At 73.1% G+C, this 14,564-nt stretch carries 12 protein-coding genes and 1 tRNA gene; 3 read left to right on the forward strand and 10 right to left on the reverse strand.

What is annotated here, in order from left to right; all coding sequences use genetic code 11:
- Positions 1–93: 93 nt before the first annotated feature.
- The 8 genes from rseP to rpsB form a co-directional block, all read right to left on the reverse strand.
- Positions 94–1,203 (reverse strand): RIP metalloprotease RseP, encoded by a 1,110-nt coding sequence (rseP, locus tag AC2D9U_RS03795; protein ID WP_484746615.1) that lies wholly within the window; start codon positions 1,201–1,203, stop codon positions 94–96.
- Positions 1,204–1,277: 74 nt separating this feature from the next.
- Positions 1,278–2,447: a 1-deoxy-D-xylulose-5-phosphate reductoisomerase gene (dxr, locus tag AC2D9U_RS03800; protein ID WP_484746617.1), complete on the reverse strand. Its 1,170-nt coding sequence runs from the start codon at positions 2,445–2,447 to the stop codon at positions 1,278–1,280.
- Between the two features lie 30 nt (positions 2,448–2,477).
- Positions 2,478–3,338 (reverse strand): phosphatidate cytidylyltransferase, encoded by an 861-nt coding sequence (locus tag AC2D9U_RS03805; protein WP_484746619.1) that lies wholly within the window; start codon positions 3,336–3,338, stop codon positions 2,478–2,480.
- A gap of 1 nt (position 3,339) precedes the next feature.
- The gene (gene uppS, locus AC2D9U_RS03810; protein WP_484746621.1) at positions 3,340–4,086 is read right to left on the reverse strand and encodes a polyprenyl diphosphate synthase; all 747 of its coding nucleotides are present in this window, start codon (positions 4,084–4,086) and stop codon (positions 3,340–3,342) included.
- A 25-nt stretch (positions 4,087–4,111) separates the two neighbouring features.
- Complete coding sequence (gene frr / locus AC2D9U_RS03815; RefSeq protein WP_484746623.1) at positions 4,112–4,684, reverse strand: ribosome recycling factor; 573 nt, start codon at positions 4,682–4,684, stop codon at positions 4,112–4,114.
- A 13-nt stretch (positions 4,685–4,697) separates the two neighbouring features.
- Positions 4,698–5,420 carry a UMP kinase gene (pyrH, locus tag AC2D9U_RS03820; RefSeq protein WP_484746625.1) on the reverse strand — a complete coding sequence of 241 codons (723 nt, stop codon included), beginning with the start codon at positions 5,418–5,420 and terminating at the stop codon, positions 4,698–4,700.
- A gap of 142 nt (positions 5,421–5,562) precedes the next feature.
- Entirely contained in the window at positions 5,563–6,471 is a 909-nt protein-coding gene (gene tsf / locus AC2D9U_RS03825) for a translation elongation factor Ts (protein ID WP_484746627.1), read from the reverse strand.
- Between the two features lie 111 nt (positions 6,472–6,582).
- Positions 6,583–7,386, reverse strand: a complete 804-nt coding sequence (gene rpsB / locus AC2D9U_RS03830) for a 30S ribosomal protein S2 (RefSeq protein ID WP_484746628.1) — start codon at positions 7,384–7,386, stop codon at positions 6,583–6,585.
- Positions 7,387–7,608: 222 nt separating this feature from the next.
- Here rpsB and AC2D9U_RS03835 point away from each other — a divergent pair, with 222 nt between their 5' ends.
- From AC2D9U_RS03835 to AC2D9U_RS03845, 3 genes are read left to right on the forward strand one after another with little or no spacing between them, the layout of a single operon-like run.
- The gene (locus AC2D9U_RS03835; RefSeq protein ID WP_484746630.1) at positions 7,609–9,939 is read left to right on the forward strand and encodes a glycosyltransferase; all 2,331 of its coding nucleotides are present in this window, start codon (positions 7,609–7,611) and stop codon (positions 9,937–9,939) included.
- Entirely contained in the window at positions 9,936–11,093 is a 1,158-nt protein-coding gene (locus AC2D9U_RS03840) for a glycosyltransferase (RefSeq protein ID WP_484746632.1), read from the forward strand. The genes AC2D9U_RS03835 and AC2D9U_RS03840 overlap by 4 nt, the downstream gene beginning before the upstream one ends.
- Positions 11,090–13,180 carry a DUF6212 domain-containing protein gene (locus AC2D9U_RS03845; protein WP_484746633.1) on the forward strand — a complete coding sequence of 697 codons (2,091 nt, stop codon included), beginning with the start codon at positions 11,090–11,092 and terminating at the stop codon, positions 13,178–13,180. The genes AC2D9U_RS03840 and AC2D9U_RS03845 overlap by 4 nt, the downstream gene beginning before the upstream one ends.
- Positions 13,181–13,233: 53 nt before the next feature.
- Here the strand turns inward: AC2D9U_RS03845 and AC2D9U_RS03850 are convergent.
- Together AC2D9U_RS03850 and leuB are read right to left on the reverse strand one after the other, a co-directional pair.
- Positions 13,234–13,310 (reverse strand) — tRNA-Arg (locus tag AC2D9U_RS03850).
- Positions 13,311–13,380: 70 nt separating this feature from the next.
- Positions 13,381–14,493 carry a 3-isopropylmalate dehydrogenase gene (gene leuB / locus AC2D9U_RS03855; protein WP_484746635.1) on the reverse strand — a complete coding sequence of 371 codons (1,113 nt, stop codon included), beginning with the start codon at positions 14,491–14,493 and terminating at the stop codon, positions 13,381–13,383.
- Positions 14,494–14,564: the final 71 nt, after the last annotated feature.

Genomic DNA, 14,564 nt, shown 5'->3' on the forward strand with positions numbered 1-14,564 from the left:
CCGAGCCGCCCCTCCCCCGCCACCCCTGGGCTTTCGCGGAGCAGCCCTAGCCCGCGAAAATGGCGCCCGCAAGGCGCCGCCCTGACGCCGCGCTCAGCCGAAGAGGCCCGCCGCCCAGCGCACGAAGCCAAGCTGCGACAGGTCGTTCCAGGTGGCGAAGACGAACAGCGTGATGAGCAGGGCGAAACCGGCGCGATACCCGTATTCCTGCGCCCGGGCGGGCAGCGGCCGGCCGCGAATCGCCTCCGCCGCGTAGAACATCAGGTGGCCGCCATCCAGGACGGGAATCGGGAAGAGGTTGATCAGGGCGAGGTTCACCGAGAGCACCGCCATGAAGGAGACAAGGCTCGCCACCCCCATCTCCGCCACCTGGCCTGACATCTGCGCGATGCGCAGCGGCCCGCCCAGATCCTCCGCCCCCCGGCCACCGGCGATCATCTGCCAGACCGCCGCCAGCGTCTGCACCGTGATGTCCCAGGTCTGCGCGGTGCCAGCCCAGAGCGCTGAGAAGGGGTCCATCCGCTCGAACTGGGCGGGTCCGGCGCCAATGCCCAGCACGCCATTCGTGCGATCGCCCGCCACCCGGGCCTCGGGCACCGCGGCGATGTCGCGCTGCTGGCCGTCGCGGATGATCGTGACCTGCACGCTCTGGCCGTGGCGCGGCTGGATGTGGCGCTGCACCTCCTCGAAGCGGGTCACGGGCGTGCCGTCGAGCGCGATGATCCGATCGCCCACCACCAGCCCCGCGCGCGCGGCGGCGGAGCCTTCCTGCACCGTGCCGATCGCCGTGGTGGAGGCCGGGCGGCCGACGGCCATGTAGAGGCCCGCGAACATCAGCGCCGCGAGAAGGAAATTCGCGGCCGGGCCGGCGGCCACGACGATGGCGCGGTCGCGCACCGGCTTCTCGTGGAAGGTCTGCCCCTCACGCCAGCCCGCACGCACCTCGTCGGCCACGTCCTCGGGCTGCTCCTGGCCGTGCAGCTTCACATAGCCGCCGAGCGGCAGCCAGCCGACGCGCCACTCCGTGCCGCGCTTGTCGGTCCAGTTGGCGATGGCGCGCCCGAAGCCCACCGAGAACCGCTCGACATGGATGCCGCGCCAGCGCGCGGCGAGGTAGTGGCCGAGCTCATGGAAGAACACCAGCACGCCGAGCACGACGACGAAGGCCAGCACGGTGCGAAAAGGTTCGGGCAGGAAGTCCAAGGTCGCCTCCAGAGCCGCGCGCCTTGCGCGCGGCGTCATTCACCAGTTCAGGCCGCGCGGTCAGGCGCGCGGCGTCAGCTCACCAGCATCCGTCGCTCGGCATGCGCCGCCGCGGCCGCCCGCGCCGCGGCGTCGAGGGCGAGGATCGCCTCCATCCCCTCGGCCCGCGGAGCGGCCAGCCCGGCCAGGGTTTCCTCCACCACCGTCGCGATGTCGAGGAAGCCGAGACGACGCTCGAGGAAGCGGGCCACCGCCACCTCATTCGCCGCGTTCAATATGGTTGGCGCGCCACCCCCCGCCTGCAAGGCCTCCCGCGCCAGGCGCAGCGCCGGGAAGCGGACCGGGTCGGGAGCGAAGAACTCCAGCTTCGCCAGCGCCGCGAGGTCGAGGCGCGGGATCGCCACATTCATGCGCGCCGGCCAGGCCAGGGCATGGGCGATGGGGGTGCGCATGTCCGGCGTGCCGAGCTGGGCGATCATCGAGCCATCGGCGAACTGCACCATGCCGTGCACGGCCGATTGCGGATGCACCAGCACCTCGATCCGCTCGGCGGGCAGGGGAAACAGCCGTGCGGCCTCGATCAGCTCCAGCCCCTTGTTCATCATCGTCGCGCTGTCGACGCTGATCTTGGCCCCCATGGACCAGACCGGGTGCGCCACCGCCTGCTCCGGCGTGGCGCGGGCCATGCGTTCGATCTCCCAGGCGCGGAAGGGCCCGCCCGAGGCGGTCAGGATGATGCGCTCGGCGCCCTTCGCATCCTCCCCGTTCAGGGCCTGGAAGATGGCGTTGTGCTCGGAATCGACGGGCAGCAGGGTGGCCCCGCCCTGGGCCGCGACGGCGAAGACCAGCTCGGCCGCGCAGACCAGGCTCTCCTTGTTGGCCAGCGCCAGCGTGCCGCCGCGCGCCAGGGCGGCGATGGTGCTGCGCAGCCCCGCCGCGCCGACGATGGCGGCCATGGTCCAGTCGGCGGGCCGGGCGGCGGCTTCCTCCACCGCCGCCGGGCCCGCGGCCAGCGTGATGCCGGTGCCGCCCAGCGCCGCCTTCAGCTCACCCCAGGCGGCGGGGTCCGCCACCACGGCGCAGCGCGCCTTGAAGCGCTGCGCCTGCGCGGCGAGGGTCGCGACGTCGCGATTGGCGACCAGCGCCTCGATGCGAAAGGCACCGGGGGGGGCGGCCTCGATCAGCGCGAGGGTGGAGCGGCCGACCGAGCCCGTGGCGCCGAGGATGGAAACGCTGCGAGTCATGGCAGGGAGATGCTCCGCATCATGGCCTGCTCATCCCCAGCCCCAGAGCGGGCGCCCATAGCCCAGCGCAAAGGAGAGCAGCGCCGCCACGGGCGCGGCCGCCAGCACCCCGTCCAGCCGGTCCAGCAGCCCGCCATGGCCGGGGATCAAGGAGGAGGTGTCCTTCACCTTGAAGTGGCGCTTGATGCCCGATTCCAGCAGATCGCCCGCCTGGCTCGCCACGCTCAGCAGCGCGGCGACCGCGACCACGGCATGGATCGCCGCCCCGGGCGTGAAGGCCAGCGCACAGGCGAGGCCCACCAGCACCGCCGCCGCCAGCCCGCCCAGCGCCCCCGACCAGGTCTTGTTGGGCGAGATGGCGGGCGCGAGTTTCGGCCCGCCGAGCAGCCGCCCCGCCATGTAGGCGCCGATATCCGAGGCCCAGACGATCAGGAAGAGGAACAGCACATTGGCGCGCCCGGCCTCGGTATCGTGGCGCAGTTCGATCAGCGCGATGCCGGCGATGCCGATATAGAGCACGCCGAGCGCAAGCCGCCGCGGCGAGGGCACGCCGCCCTCCTGCATCCGATGCGCGAAGATCCAGGTGACGACGAAGCCGACCAGCAGCACGCTGAGCGCGATCCGCACATGGTCCAGCACCGCGAAGCTGCCGGCGGCGAGCACCACCAGCGGCACCACCAGCCCCGGCATGGCGCGGATCCGCCGGCCGCACAGATGCACCCATTCCCAGGTCAGGATCGCGCCGCCCAGCGCCATCATCGCCGCGAAGGGGTTGGCGCCGAGCCAGATGCAGGCGACGGCCGCCGGCAGCAGCACGGCGGCCGAGAGCGCGCGCTTACGCAGATCGTTCCAGCGCTTGGCCTCACCGGGGGTGGTCAGCACCGTGCTCACGTCATCCGGCCGTGCGCGCGCCGAAACGCCGCTCGCGGCGCGCGAATTCGGCCGTGGCGGCGGCGAAATGCTCGGCGCCGTAATCGGGCCAGAGCACGTCCTGGAACACCAGCTCCGCATAGGCCGCCTGCCAGAGCAGGAAGTTGGACAGGCGCTGCTCGCCGCTGGTGCGGATGATGAGGTCCGGGTCGGGCATGCCGGCGGTGGAGAGCAGGCGGCCGAACAGGCCTTCATCCAGGCTGGCGGGGTCGAGCGTGCCGGCGGCGGCGCGCCGCGCCACCTCGCGCGTCGCGGCCAGGATCTCGGCCCTCGCGCCATAGGACAGGGCCACGTTGAGGTTGAGCCGCGTGCCTGCCTCGGTCGCCGCCTCGGCGGCGTTGATGGCGCGCACCGTGTCGGGGCCGAAGCGGTCGCGGTCGCCGATGATGCGCAGGCGCACGCCTTCCTTCACCAGCGTGCCCACTTCCGACTTCAGATAGAGTCGCATCAGCCCGGTCAGGTCGCGCACCTCATCGGGCGGGCGCTGCCAGTTCTCGGAGGAGAAGGCGAAGAGGGTGAGCCAGCCCACGCCCGCTTCGGCCGCGGCCTCGATCACCCGGCGCGCCGCCTCGACGCCTGCCTTGTGGCCCAGCGAGCGCGGCAGGCCGCGGGCCGCGGCCCAACGGCCGTTGCCATCCATGATGATGCCGACATGGAGCGGGGTCGCGCCCTCTCCCTGCCCGGTCAGCGTCTTGGCCACGGCGCTCATCGGGTGCGTGCCGAAATCCCCTGCCTCAGCTGGTGCGGATGTCCTTTTCCTTCTCGACCAGCGCGGCATCCACGGCCTTGATCTGCTGATCGGTCATCTTCTGGATCTCGTCGGTCCAGCGCTTCACATCGTCCTGGCTGGCCTCGGACTTCTTGTCCTTCTCCCAGCCCTTCACCGTCTCCATGCCGTCGCGGCGCACGCCGCGGATGGCGACGCGCGTCGCTTCCGCATATTTCGCCGCCGTCTTCACCAGGTCGTTTCGGCGTTCCTGCGTCAGCGGCGGCAGGGGCACGCGGATCACCTGCCCCTCGCCCTGCGGGTTGAGGCCGAGGCCCGAGTCGCGGATCGCGACCTCCACCGCCTTGACCACCGACTTGTCCCAGACCTGCACGCTGAGCAGCCCCGGCCCCGCGACCGAGATGTTCGCCACCTGCGCGAGCGGCTGGTTGGTGCCATAGGCCTCGACGCGGATGGGCTCGAGCAGCGCGGGGCTGGCGCGGCCGGTGCGCAGGCCGGCGAATTCCTTCTTCAGCGTCTCCATCGCGGAGTCCATGCGGCGCTGAAGGTCACGCTTGAAGGCCGGGAAATCGGCGGGCATCGGCGGGCTCCCGTTACGGATCGACAACCGTGGTGAACTTCCCATCGCCCAGCATGACGGCGGTGAAGGCACCCGGTTCGTGGATGTTGAAGACGACGATCGGCAGCTTGTTCTCGCGCGCGAGGCTGATGGCGGCGGCATCCATCACGGCCAGGTCGCGGGAGAGCATTTCGAGGTAGGTGAGCGTCTCATAGCGCTCGGCATCCGGGTTCTTGCGCGGGTCGGCGGCATAGACGCCATCCACCTGCGTGCCCTTCAGCAGCGCGTCGCAGCCCATCTCGGCGGCGCGCAGCGCTGCGGCGGTATCGGTGGTGAAGAAGGGGTTGCCCGTGCCGGCGGCGAAGATCACCACCCTGCCCTTCTCCATGTGCCGCATGGCGCGGCGGCGGATGAAGGGCTCGCACAGGCTCGCCATCGGGATGGCGCTCTGCACGCGGGTCTGCACGCCGATCTTCTCGAGCGCGTTCTGCATCGCCAGCGCGTTCATCACGGTGGCGAGCATGCCCATGCCATCGGCCTGGGTGCGGTCCATGCCCGCCGAGGCGCCGGCGACGCCGCGGAAGATGTTGCCCCCGCCGATCACCATGCAGACCTCGACGCCAAGCTTCACCACCGAGGCCACGTCATCGGCGATGCCGCGCAGCGTGCCGATGTCGAGCCCGTAGTCGCGCTTGCCCATCAGCGCCTCGCCCGAGACCTTCAGCAGGACACGCTTGTAGATCGGGGGGCGGCTCATTGTGGTGCGTGTCCGGGGCTTCTGGCGGTTCAGTGAAGTCTAGGCGCCGGGTCGTGGCGCTAGCAAGGCAGGCGGTGGCAGGGCAAGCAAACGGCGGCATTCCCGGGGGAAAGCCGCCGTTTTTCCTGGCCTTGGGGCTGGATCAGCCCTTGGCGGCGGCCGCGACCTCGGCGGCGAAGTCGGAAGCCGCCTTCTCGATGCCCTCGCCCAGGTGGAAACGGGCGAAGTCGACCAGGTTGCCGCCGGCCCTCTGCACCACCTGCTTCACGCGGCTCTCGCCGTCATGCACCCAGACCTGCTCCAGCAGCACCACTTCCTCGTAGTACTTGCGGATGCGGCCCTCGATCATCTTCTCGACGATCTCGGGCTTCTTGCCCGAACCCGCCGCCTGCTCGCGCAGCACGGCCTTCTCGCGCTCCAGCGCCGAGGGGTCGACGGCGGAGATGTCCAGCGCCTCGGGGCGGGTCGCCGCCACATGCATGCCGATCTGGCGGCCGAGCTGCTCCAGCGCCTCGATCTCCGAGGCCGCCTCGAGCGCGACCAGCACGCCGATCTTGCCCAGGCCCGGCTTCACGGCGTTGTGCATGTAGGTCGCGACCGTGCCGCTCTCCACGCGCAGCACGCGCACGCGGCGGATCGACATGTTCTCGCCGATCGTGGCGATCATGCGGGTCAGTTCTTCCTGGGTGGAATGCGTCGTGCCCGGGAAGGTCGCCGCCTTCAGCGCCTCGAGGTCCTCGCCCACAGAGAGTGCGAGGCCCGCGACCTCGGCCACGAAGTTCTGGAAGGTCTCGTTGCGGGCGAGGAAGTCCGTCTCGGCATTGACCTCGACCATCGCGGCCACCTTCGGGCCGGAGGCGACGGCCACCAGGCCCTCGGCGGCCACGCGGCCGGACTTCTTGGCGGCGGCGGAGAGGCCCTTGGCGCGCAGCCAGTCGATCGCGCCCTCCATGTCGCCGCCCGATTCCACCAGCGCCTTCTTGCAGTCCATCATGCCGGCGCCGGTCTTCTCGCGCAGGTCGCGCACCATCGCCGCGGTGATCTCGGCCATATCCGTTGCTCCATATCCACGATGGCCGCGCCAGGGAGGCTCCCCGGCACGGCCCAGAAACGCGTTCAGCCGGTGCGGCCGCGGCGGGATGCGCCACGGCCGGACCCGTGATCAGGCGGCGGGCTGCTCGCCCTCGGCGGCGGCCTCGGCGCCCGGGATCTCGATCTCGGGCAGCGCCTCGACCGGCAGGTCGGCCTGCGCGCCGAGATCGGCGCCGCTGCCGGCCATCTCGGCCGAGATGCCGTCCAGCACCGCGCCCGCGATCATGTCGCAGTAGAGGTGGATGGCGCGGATCGCGTCGTCATTGCCGGGGATCGGGAAGGCGATGCCGGAGGGGTCGGCATTGCTGTCCACCACGGCCACCACGGGGATGCCGAGCTTGTTGGCCTCCTCGATCGCCAGCTTCTCCTTCACCGTGTCGATGACGAAGATGATGTCGGGCAGGCCGCCCATGTCCTTGATGCCGCCGAGCGCGCGGTCGAGCTTCTCCTTGTCGCGCGTCAGCATCAGGACCTCTTTCTTGGTCAGGCCCTGGATGCCGCCGGCAAGCTGCTCTTCCATCTGCTTCAGGCGCTTGATGCTGCCCTGGATGGTCTTCCAGTTGGTCAGCATGCCGCCCAGCCAGCGGTGGTTCACATAATACTGGCCGCAGCGCGCGGCGCTCTCGGCCACGTAGTCGGCGGCCGCCTTCTTCGTGCCGACCAGCAGCACGCGCCCGCCGCCGGCGACCACGTCGCGCACGGCGCGCAGCGCGCGGTCCATCATCGGCACGGTCTGCTGCAGGTCCAGGATATGCACCTGGTTGCGCACGCCGAAGATGTAGGGCGCCATCTTCGGGTTCCAGCGGCGCGTATGGTGGCCGAAATGCACGCCGGCCTCGAGCAGGCCGCGCAGGGTGACGTCGGGCATCGCCATCGGCGAGTTCCTTCCAGCTTCCAATGGTCCGGTTGGCCTCCGCGGCGCCGCCCCCGCCCTTGAGACCGAGGGGAGAGGACCGGACCCTTCACCCCGGGCTGGGGCTGGAAGGGTGCACCGCGTGCGGATTTGCCGGGCCGGGACATCCGCCCCGGACCGGCGCGCCGCATATGCCCCACCGGCGCGCTTGCCGCAAGGCCGCCCCGCTCTATCCTGCCCGCCATGCGCATCCTGGTGATCTCGCCGACCCCGACCCACCCGCAGGACGCGGGCAACCGCGCGCGCATCCATGCCGTGCTGCGCGGGCTGAAGGCGGCTGGCCATGCCGTGCATCTGTGCCTGCTGCTGCGGGAGAACCCCGGCGACGCCGCGCTCGCTGCCATGCGCGAGGCCTGGGACGAGGTCATCCCGATCCCGCATGACCGGGCGCGGGAGGCGCGTAGCCTCGGCGCCCTGCAGGGCCTGGACGACTGGATCCTGCCCGAGGCCGAGGCCGCCTTCGCTGCCCTGGCCGCCCGCGATCCGGGCTTCGACGCGGTGCTGGTCGAATACGTCTTCCTCTCCCGCGCGCTGGACTTCTTCCCCGCCGGCACGCTCAGGCTGCTGGACACGCATGACGTCTTCGGCGGGCGGGCAGAAAAGCTCGCGGCGCTCGGCCTCGAGAACCGCTTCTTCGCCACCACCCCGGCCGAGGAGGCGCGGGGGCTGGACCGCGCCGACCTCGTGCTCGCCATCCAGGAGCAAGAGCGCCGGGTCCTGGAGCGGCGGACGCGCCGCCCGGTGCGCACGCTGGGCCACCTGCCGGCCGACCTGCCCCCGCCCTTGCCGCCGCGCAGCCCCGATGGCTGGCTGGCGCTGGGGTGGATCGGCAGCGCCAACCCGCTCAACACAAGGGCGCTGCGCCGGCTGCTCGACGCCCTGCCCCCGGCCGAGATCGCCGCGGCGGGGGGGGAGTTGGTCCTGGCCGGCAGCGGGGCCGCGGCGCTGGGGCTGGCGCCGGGCCCGGGGCTGCGGCTGCTCGGCCCGGTGGCGGAGGCCGATGCGCTCTATGCCCAGGTCGATCTCGTGCTGAACCCACATGAGGGCGGCACGGGGCTGAAGATCAAGACGGTGGAGGCCCTGGCGCGCGGCCGGCCGGTGCTCGGCACGGCGGATGCCTTCGCCGGCCTGCCTGCCATCGCGCCCTGCCACACCGCCCCCGACGCCCCGGCCCTGGCCGGGCAGATCCGCCGCGCGCTGCGCGACCCTGCCTACCGGGCGGAGGTCGAGAGGGCCTCCGCCGCGCTCTTCGCCAGCTACGCCGCCACCACGCGCAACGCCGCCGCGCTGCTGGCCAGCCCCATGGCGCTGGCCGCCGCCCTCGATCCGCCCACGGCGCTGCTGGTCACGGATGTCCCCTGGTGGCGGGGCACGCTGGGCAACCACCAGCGCATCGCCGCCGTGCTGGACGCGGCGCGGGGGGAGATGGCGCTTTCCGTCTTCTTCGCCGGCGACCTGCCGGAGGCGGAGCGCGAAGCCGCCCAGGCCGCCCTGCCGGCCGGCGTCGCCCTGATCGTGCCTGAGGCCCTGCCGCCCGCCGAGATCCCTTGGGGCCTGACCCCCTTCGAGCGCTCACGCTTCGACGGCGCGCTCTACGCCGCGCTGGCGGCGCATCTCGCGCGCGCTCCGGTGCGGATGCTGATCATCGAGTATCTGCGCCTGTCCTGGCTGCGCCTCGCCCCCACGCAGCTGCCCCCCTACCTCGCCTTGCCGGCCGGGGCGGCGCCGCTGCTCGTGCTGGATACGCATGACATCATGTCGCTGCGTGCGCAGAACTTCGCCCGTTTCGGGGAGGTGCACTTCATCCAGATCAGCACCTCCGAGGAGCTGAAGATCCTGTCTTCCTTCCACCAGGTGCTGGCGATCCAGGGGGAGGAGGCGCGCTGGCTGGAGGCGCTGCTGCCCGGCCGCGTCATCCTCGCCCCCCATGCCGAGCCCGCCTGGCCGCGGGCGCGGGGCAGCGCGCCGGGCCAGGCGCTGCGCGTGGGCTTCATCGGCGGCGACAGCCCGATGAACCGCGACGGACTGCGCTGGCTGCTCGACCAGGTCTGGCCCGCCATCGCGCCCCTGGGGGCGGAGCTGCATGTCGCGGGCGGGGTGTGCGAGTCCATGCCGAAAGACCGCCCCGGCGTGGTGCTGCAGGGCGAGGTCGCCGATGCGGGCGGCTTCCTCGACACGCTCGACATCGCGGTGAACCCGGTCTTCTACGGCGGCGGTCTCAAGATCAAGACGGTGGAATACCTCGCCCGCGGCCTGCCCAGCGTGCTGAGCGCGGAGGCGCTGTTCGGCATCGCCGGCGGGGCGGGCCACGCCTATGCCCTGGCCGCCACCCGCGCCGGCTTCATCGACGCCCTGGCCCGCCTGGTGCTGGACCCCGCGCGCCGTGCGGCGATGGGCGAGGCCGCGCATGCCTTCGGCCGCGCGCATTTCGGGCCGGAGGCGCTGGCCCCCGCCATGCGCCTGCTCGCCGGCCTCGCGCGCGGCGTGCCCGCGCCGGTGGGCGAGGTCGCGTGACCGCGCTGCGCCTGCGCCGGCTGCTGCTGCTGCTGCCGGGCGTCCAGCCTGGCGGCACCGAGCGCCATGGCCTGGACCTCGCCGCCCGCCTTGCCGCGCGTGGCCTTGCGGTGACGCTGGCAGGGGAGGCCGCGATGCTCGCCGGGCTGCCCGCAGCACCCGGCGTGACGCTGCGGCCCGCCCCGATCGGCTGGGAGGAGGAAGCGCCGGCGGCGGCGAACATCGCCCGCCAGGCCGAAGCCCTGCCCGCGCTGCTGGCGGAGACCGCGCCCGACGCCGTGCTGCTCTCCCTGCCCTGGCCCAATGCCGGGCTCGGCCTGCAGATGGCGCTGGCGGAGACGCGTCTGCCGCGGCTGGTGCTGTTCCATCTCGCGCCCCCCGGCGAGGCCCCGCCCGGCCTGGCCGAAGCAAAGGGGCGGCTCGGGATCGAGGCCAGCCAGCTTGCCGCCGTCTCGGCGCCGGTGGCCGGGCGCGTCGCGGGCTTCCTCGGCTGCGATCCGGCGCGCATCGCCGTGTTGCACAACCCCGCCCCGCCCGCCCTGCGCCAGGACCGCGCCGCGGCGCGCCGGGCCATCCGCCAACGCCTGGGCCTGCCCGATTCCGCGCCCGTCCTGCTCTTCCTCGGCCGGCTGGAGGAGGCGAAGGGGGCGGATCTGCTGCCGGCGATCGGCGACCGGCTGACCCTGACGCTCGCCATCGGCGGCGCGGGCAGCCTGCGCGGGATGCTCGAGGCCCGCGCCCTGGCCGACCCGCGCGGCCTGTTCCGCGTGCTCGGGCCGCTCGATGACCCGCAACTCTGGCTGGCCGGGGCGGATGCGCTGCTGCTGCCCTCGCGGCTGGAGGGCGCGCCGCTGGTCTTCCTCGAGGCCGCGGCGCAGCGCTGCCCGGTGATCGCAAGCCCCGCGGCGCTGGAGGCGCTGGGCCCGGCGGCGGCGGGCATGGCGTGGCTGGTCAGCCCGCCCGAGCCGGCCGGCTTCGCCGCGGCGGCGCAGGCGCTGCTCGCCACCCCCGCCGCCGCCCGACCGCTGCTGAACCGGGCCGAACAGCATGCGCGCGCCCGCAGCCCGGCGGCTGCGCTCACAAACACCCTCTTCCTCCTGCGCGCCGCCATGCTACGCGCCAGCCTCGCTTCGCCTCAGGAGACCATCGCGTGACCACGCTGCAGATCTGCGCGGCCAGCCTCGACTCCGGACAGCCGCTGGTGCTGCTCAGCACCCGCCATCCCGCCGGCCCGACCCTCGCCGCGGCGGGGCTGCTGCCGCTCGAGCGCAGCGGCGATGCACTGCACCGACCCGGGCAGGCTGCGGCGCGCCTCGTCCCCCTGCCCGGCGACGCGCCCCTGCTCGCCCTGCTGGCCGAGGATCCCGGCGCCGCCGCCGGCCTCGCGCAGGGCCTGCCGCCGGGCCTGCCGCGCCTTGGCCCCGGCGATCCGCGCCCGGCGCTCTTCCAGCTGCTCGCCCAGCGCCTGACGCAGGAGGTGCTGCGCCACCGTGCGACGGCGCAGGCGCATGGGCTGGCCCTCCGCGCCCTGGGCGCGCTGCCGCCTTCGGCGCCGCAGCTGGTGCTGGACCACCCGCCCGCGGGCGAGGGCATGGTCATGCCCGCGCGGCTGCGCCAGCCGCTGGGCCGCACGGCGGAAGGGCTCTGCACGGTCGAGCTGCATCTGGCCACGGCCGGCCCGCGCAGCCTGCTGCGGGCCTGGCTGAGTCTCGGCGGGCGCGTGGTCGGCGCCTGGGCCGTGCCCGGGGCGGCGCTGGCGCCGGGCTGGCTCGCGCTCGACCTGCCTACCCCCCTGCCGCCGAGCGACTCCGCCGTGCTGGACGTGGCGATCGAGGCGGCGGAGGGCGAGGCCACCGTGCTGTCGGCCGGACGGGCCGAGGGTGGCCCGGCGGCCCTGGCCTTGCGCCTGCACGCCGCCCCGCCCGGCCGGCAGGTGCTGCCGCTGTTCTTCGACTGGGCGGCCACGGGCCAGCCCATCCTGCCGGGCGTGCTGCATGCCCTGCCCGAGGGCGCCATCGCCGCCGCCAAGCTCTCCGGCGCGCGGGGGCGGCTGGTGGCGGCGGGCGCCGAGCCGCCGCGCATGCTGCTGGAAATGCCGGCCGGCGGCACGGCGGACCTGCTGCTGCCCGCCATGCCCTGCGGCGTGGCGGACCTCGTGCTGCTGGAGCTGACCTGCCCGGAAGGGCCGGCCGAGTCGCTGGAGGCCACGCTGATCGCCGGCCCGCCCGAGGCCGCCGCGCCGCGCCGCTCCCCGCCGCAGAAGGCCGATGCCACCGGCGCGCTGCGCCTGGCGCTGCCGCTGCCGCCCACGCCGGGCGGCACGGTGCGGCTTGGCCTGCGGCTGCGCCACGCCGGCTCGGCGCCGCTGACGGTGGAGGTGACGAAACTCGGCCTGATGCTGGGCGCGCTGGGCGAAGCCCGCGCCGCGCCCGCCGAACCGGCCGCGCCGGAGCCCCCTGCCCCGCCGCCCGAGCCCCCGGCCCCGCCGGCCGAGCCCCCGGCCCCGCCGGCCGAGCCGCCGCCCTCCCCGGAGGCGCCCGCCAGCGTCGCCCTGCCCGAGACGCCGCCGCCGCCGCCCCCCGTGGCCGAGGCGCCCCCTGCGGCGGAGGCGCCCCGGGCGGTCGCGCTGCCGGATAGCCTCCCTGCCGCCGCCGCCGAACAGGCCCCCGCCTTCCGCAGCGCCCCGCCGCAGCCGCCGCTGGTCGCCACCGCCCCGCCCGCGCCCGAGCGCCCGCCGGTGACGGCGAAGCCCGGCGCGGATGCCAACGCCACCGCCTATCGCGACCTGCGGCTGCACCAGCACATGGCCAATCCCGAGGGCACCTATCGCCACCTGGAAGTCACGCTGAGCGGCCTTGTTTCCTCTGCCGGGCTGTGGCGGCAGGTGCGCTTCAAGCTGTTCGACCGACGCGGCGTCATCGGCCTCGAATTCCGGGACCTGAAGGGCTGGCCGCAGATGTTCGACATCTGGCCGCCTGGGCGCAGCGACAAGTTCGGCCCCTTCTGGCGCCTGGAGACGGAGGACGCGACAGCGGCGCTGCTGCAGCTCGCCACGCCGCATGACCGTGCGCTGGTGCATGCGCTGCTGGACGTGCTGCCCGATGTGGCGCGGCGCGGCGCGGTGGAGGCGCAGCTTCCGCCCGAGGAGCAGGAGGCCTGGATCGGCCGGGCGGAGCGGCTGGTGACGACCACGGTCGCGGGCCTCGCCGGCACCATTCCCGGCGGCCCGCCGGGGTCATAGGAACGAAAAAGCCCCGCATCGCTGCGGGGCTTTTCGAACTGCGGAAGAAACCCTGGCGGACCCGAAGGGACTCGAACCCCTAACCCCCAGATTCGTAGTCTGGTGCTCTATCCAATTGAGCTACGGGTCCGCGTTGGGAGCCGCGATTTAGCCGAGCATCCGGGGGGGCGCAACCCTCCCCGGCGCGCATTTCACGCTATTTACGCTGCGAGCTTGTCGAGCTCGCGCAGCACCGCCTCACCCATCACGCTCGTGCCCACGCGCGCCATGCCCGGCGACATGATGTCGGCGGTGCGCAGCCCGCCCGCCAGTACCTTCTCCACCGCCGTCTCGATCAGCTTCGCATCCTCATCCATGCCGAAGGACAGGCGCAGCAGCATGGCGAAGGAGAGGATCTGCGCGGAAGGATTCGCGACCCCCTTGCCCGCGATGTCCGGCGCGCTGCCATGAATCGGCTCGTAGAGCGCATGGCGCTTGCCCGAGGGCTGCATCGCGCCCAGCGTGGCCGAGGGCAGCATGCCGAGCGAGCCGGTGAGCGCGGCGGCGAGATCGCTGAGCACATCGCCGAAGAGGTTGTCGCCCAGGATCACGTCGAACTGCTTGGGGCGCGACGCCAACTGCATGGCGCAATTGTCAGCGTACATGTTCTCGAGCTCGACATCGGCGTATTCGGCCTTGTGCACCTCGCCCACCACGGCGCGCCAGAGGCGGCCCGACTGCATGACATTCGCCTTCTCGACGGAGGTCAGCTTGTTGCGGCGCTTGCGTGCGAGGTCGAAGGCCACGCGCGCGACGCGGGCGATCTCGTCCTCATGGTAGATCTGCGTGTCGAGGCCGGTGCGCTTGCCATCAGCCCCCACGGTCACGCCGCGCGGCTCGCCGAAATACACGCCGCCGGTGGTCTCGCGCACGATCATGATGTCGAGCCCGCGCACCAGCTCGGGCCGCAGCGCCGAGGCGTCGGCAAGCGGATCCAGCACCACGGCCGGGCGCAGATTCGCGAAGAGGCCGAGATCCTTGCGCAGGCGCAGGATGCCAAGCTCGGGGCGCTTGTCGAAGGGCAGGCTGTCCCACTTCGGACCACCGACCGAACCGAACAGAACGGCATCGGCGGATTGCGCCGCGGCCACCGTCTCATCCGGGCAGGGCGAGCCAGTGGCGTCGAGCGCGATGCCGCCGACGAGGCCTTCCTCGATCTCGAAGGTCACGGCGCGGCGGTGATCCATCCAGTCGATGATGCGGCGCACCTCGCGCATCACCTCGGGGCCGATGCCGTCGCCCGGCAGGATCAGCAGCTTCTTGTTCGCGGGCATGTCGGAGGCTCCAGATGCGGATCGCGCTGGCGATCCGGGATCGCGAAGAAGGCCCGGCGCGGCGGCGTGAT

The sequence above is a fragment of the Roseomonas sp. TF40 genome (genome assembly GCF_057219975.1).

Bases quoted from the DNA above. Each gene is read 5' to 3' on its own strand.
- dxr (WP_484746617.1), bottom strand. From the start codon at position 2,447: ATGACTCGCAGCGTTTCCATCCTCGGCGCCACGGGCTCGGTCGGCCGC.
- uppS (WP_484746621.1), bottom strand. From the start codon at position 4,086: ATGAGCGCCGTGGCCAAGACGCTGACCGGGCAGGGAGAGGGCGCGACC.
- frr (WP_484746623.1), bottom strand. From the start codon at position 4,684: ATGCCCGCCGATTTCCCGGCCTTCAAGCGTGACCTTCAGCGCCGCATG.
- pyrH (WP_484746625.1), bottom strand. From the start codon at position 5,420: ATGAGCCGCCCCCCGATCTACAAGCGTGTCCTGCTGAAGGTCTCGGGC.
- tsf (WP_484746627.1), bottom strand. From the start codon at position 6,471: ATGGCCGAGATCACCGCGGCGATGGTGCGCGACCTGCGCGAGAAGACC.
- rpsB (WP_484746628.1), bottom strand. From the start codon at position 7,386: ATGGCGATGCCCGACGTCACCCTGCGCGGCCTGCTCGAGGCCGGCGTG.
- AC2D9U_RS03835 (WP_484746630.1), top strand. From the start codon at position 7,609: ATGCGCATCCTGGTGATCTCGCCGACCCCGACCCACCCGCAGGACGCG.
- leuB (WP_484746635.1), bottom strand. From the start codon at position 14,493: ATGCCCGCGAACAAGAAGCTGCTGATCCTGCCGGGCGACGGCATCGGC.